Source organism: Streptomyces sp. NPDC001204 (genome assembly GCF_053598035.1).
On sequence record NZ_JBSFJL010000083.1, the window covers coordinates 1 to 2,920 of the forward strand.

The following is a 2,920-nucleotide window of genomic DNA, read 5'->3' on the forward strand; positions in this document are numbered from 1 at the left end:
ACGACGCGCACAGCGACGCTGTGGGACGGGGCAACGTTTCAAACCAGGTCAGCGGCAGTGGAGCGTAAAGCCCGGAACGCGGGTCACCATCTCGGTTCGCAGCTACACAGTTACCCAAGTCTGCTCGTACCGCGTCGTCCTGGAGCCGAAGGACCCCAAGGACAGAACCGCACTGGCCGCCGCCCCCAAGTCGTGTGATACCGACGGCGGTTCTGTGGACGAGGGTCTGCGCCTCACTACAAACCACACAGTTCTCGCAGCAGCAGCCAAGGCCTCCCCCGCCGAGAGCCAGACACTCGCCCCCACTCAACAACGGCGGCGTACAGCGCTTCCCGACTGGTCTGTTCCTCACCGTCTCGTACGTCGACACCGCCGCGGGAACCGCCGGCATCGGCGCGAACTGCGCCGCGATGCCGGTCGCGGTGGACAAGGCCCCCAGGTTGGCGACACGGTGGAGTTCGCGGGGGTGATGTTGGAGGTGTCGGACCTCGCCAAGAAGGGCGTGTGGTTGAGACAGGCATGCAAGCAGGACAGGAGGGCCGCGCCGCAGTCCGTGCTGCGTTCCATCTCTTCACCTCCCTAGCCCGCGTCGAGCACTGCTCGAGCCTGTCACGGCGGCGTGCCTGGGTTGTCTGCAGTGTCCAACGAGCCATCGCCGAGCCTCTTCGGGCTCGACCCCGCCGGGTTCGATGGTTCCTCTACAGTCGTGTCGTTCCCTGATGCACAGGTCGCGATAGGAGTCAGGTATGGCGTTCGGCAGGGGCAAGAAGATCGAAGAGCCGCGCGTGCAGCCCGTCGGCTGGGTGGATGCGTGGGAGTTCGCGATCGGGACCGAGGAACGTCCGGCCGGGGGTGATCGGAAGAACGCCGTCCACGGGCCGCGTGCCTTCCGTGTCCCAAGCGGCGGTGGCATGCACCGCGTCTTCGCACCGTGCGCGTTCTTTCCGCCAGAATCCCAGTCGTCAACGTCCACGCCCGGAGACCTCCGCTTGTTCGAGGACCCCGAAGGACAGCAGGTTCTCTGCTACCTCGCCGCACCGGAAGACAGAGGCGGAGAACGCCACTTCCAGGTCCACGATGGCGACGGTCGTGTCATCGGCTCGATTCACACAGCCGCCGCTCTCAGGCGGGCTCTGAAGCCGGAGTGGTACATCGAGCAGCCCGGACGGCCCGCCATCGTGAGCTGCCACGAGTGGGCGAAGGGCGGTACCAAGGGAATCGTTCAACGGGGAGCCGGGAAGTTGTTCACGAGTGTTGTCCAAGGTGTGGCCGACCTCGGAGCTGAGGGAGGTGACCATTCCTCTCCGCAGAGGCCTCTGGAGTGGCGGGCCAATGATGAGTTGGTGATGACGTCTCAGGGGCACCGGTCATTCCTGCTCAGGGCCGGGTGGATCGACCGGCGACTCGTGTTCGCATATGCCTTGGTACGCAACGGATGAAATGTCCCCCTCCGCACGGGCACCCATTTGACGATCGTCTGGCGTTCGTCTCCATTCCGAGGAGAGCCAAGTAGGGCACCATCCCGATCAGCGGGTTGTCTTACGGGACGAACGACAAGTCCGCGCGCGATGACTATCCTGAGCCGACAGTGAGAAATAGGATCAAAATGCGTGCCGCACTTTTGAGGGGAAAAAAGCGTGAGGACTGTCAATCCGGACGATCTGGACCAGCTCGCCAAACTCCTGGATGGACGAGGCGGCATACAAGACAAACTCGACGAGGCCTTCACGCGAGCCTCACGACTCGGCGTCACCAGTCATCTCACCTCTCTGAAGCCGATGCGCGGCTGGGTCAAAGACGCAGCACCCGACCTGCGCAAGCGGGCCACAATCGCGCGCCTGGAGGACGGCGATCCCGAGGCAGGGGTACGTTGGGCAGGATTCAGCGCGAGTGAGCTGCAGAAGTACCTCGATAAGCACGGCGGAAAGGGACTCTCTCCGGACGAAATCCTACTCGCGAACTCCGTTGCGGCCAGTGACGACCCGAAAGCCTACTCCTTCAAGAGAACGCCTGACGAGTCGCTCAACGACTGGATCGAACGCATGAAGGCCCACGCAATCGCGCAGATACCCGGGTTGCAGCCCCATGAAGGGACCATTGCAACAATTATCGGTTATTACGGCGATTGGACGTCAGTCACGAAGGCCACCGCCACCGTCACTATCCAGGGCACTTCACTGACCAGGGTACTGCTGGGAAACTCCCTCAAACAGGGTGCGCTCACAACCTGGAAGAACCGTATTGGAGTTGCGCTCCGAGGCACTAACAACGGTGCACTGAAGTGGGCCGGTAACGGGATCGTCGAGTGGACTCCCAGGCTTCGCTCGCTCAGCGCACCCGGCAGTTGGTTTCCCAGCGCCCTCAGTTCATGGGCACGGAAGGTCCCGCTCCTCCGAGGGCCCGTCGGCGACTGGACTGGCGCCGCTTACAACGCAGCCCGCCGCCTGCCGATCATGGATACGCCTCTGTGGAGGGGCCTGACCGTCAATAAAGCCATTAACTTTTTGGTTGGATCAGACGAACTGGCGCAAGTTTATGGCGGTTTCACTCACTCAAGTCAAGCCGTAATGCGAGCTGGCAACGCCAGCCTCATCAAGGTTTTCACCAAAGCTTCAAACGCACAGCGATTCACCAACTCGCTGCCAAATGCCGCGCGCGGTGCAGGCGCATTCCGCACCGGGCTCGGTGCCGCAGCGAAGACGGCCGGATTTCTCCGAGGCGCCGGTATCGTCGGCGGCGTCGCCTCGACAGGGCTCAGCGCTGCCAACGTCATTTCGCAGGGTAACCCGGTAGAGGCCTTCAAGCGCAACGGTGCGGGTTACGTGGCCGACGTAGCAGAGGTCGGCTTCAACGCATCCATGACCGCGGCCATGATCGCCCCCAACCCGATCACCATCGGCCTCGCCGTGGGAACCGGCGC

The 2,920-nt window shown here is 63.0% G+C and carries 2 protein-coding genes; both read left to right on the forward strand.

What is annotated here, in order from left to right; all coding sequences use genetic code 11:
• The first annotated feature begins 746 nt into the window (after positions 1-746).
• A complete protein-coding gene (locus ACWC91_RS41400) occupies positions 747-1,439 on the forward strand; it encodes a hypothetical protein (RefSeq protein ID WP_450644999.1) in 693 nt (230 codons plus the stop codon).
• 198 nt (positions 1,440-1,637) lie between these two features.
• The coding region (locus ACWC91_RS41405) for a PE-PGRS family protein (RefSeq protein ID WP_450645000.1) at positions 1,638-2,920 on the forward strand (1,283 nt) is incomplete at its 3' end.

Excerpts from the sequence above, each read along its gene's own strand:
- ACWC91_RS41400 (WP_450644999.1), top strand. The coding sequence starts at position 747 with ATGGCGTTCGGCAGGGGCAAGAAGATCGAAGAGCCGCGCGTGCAGCCC.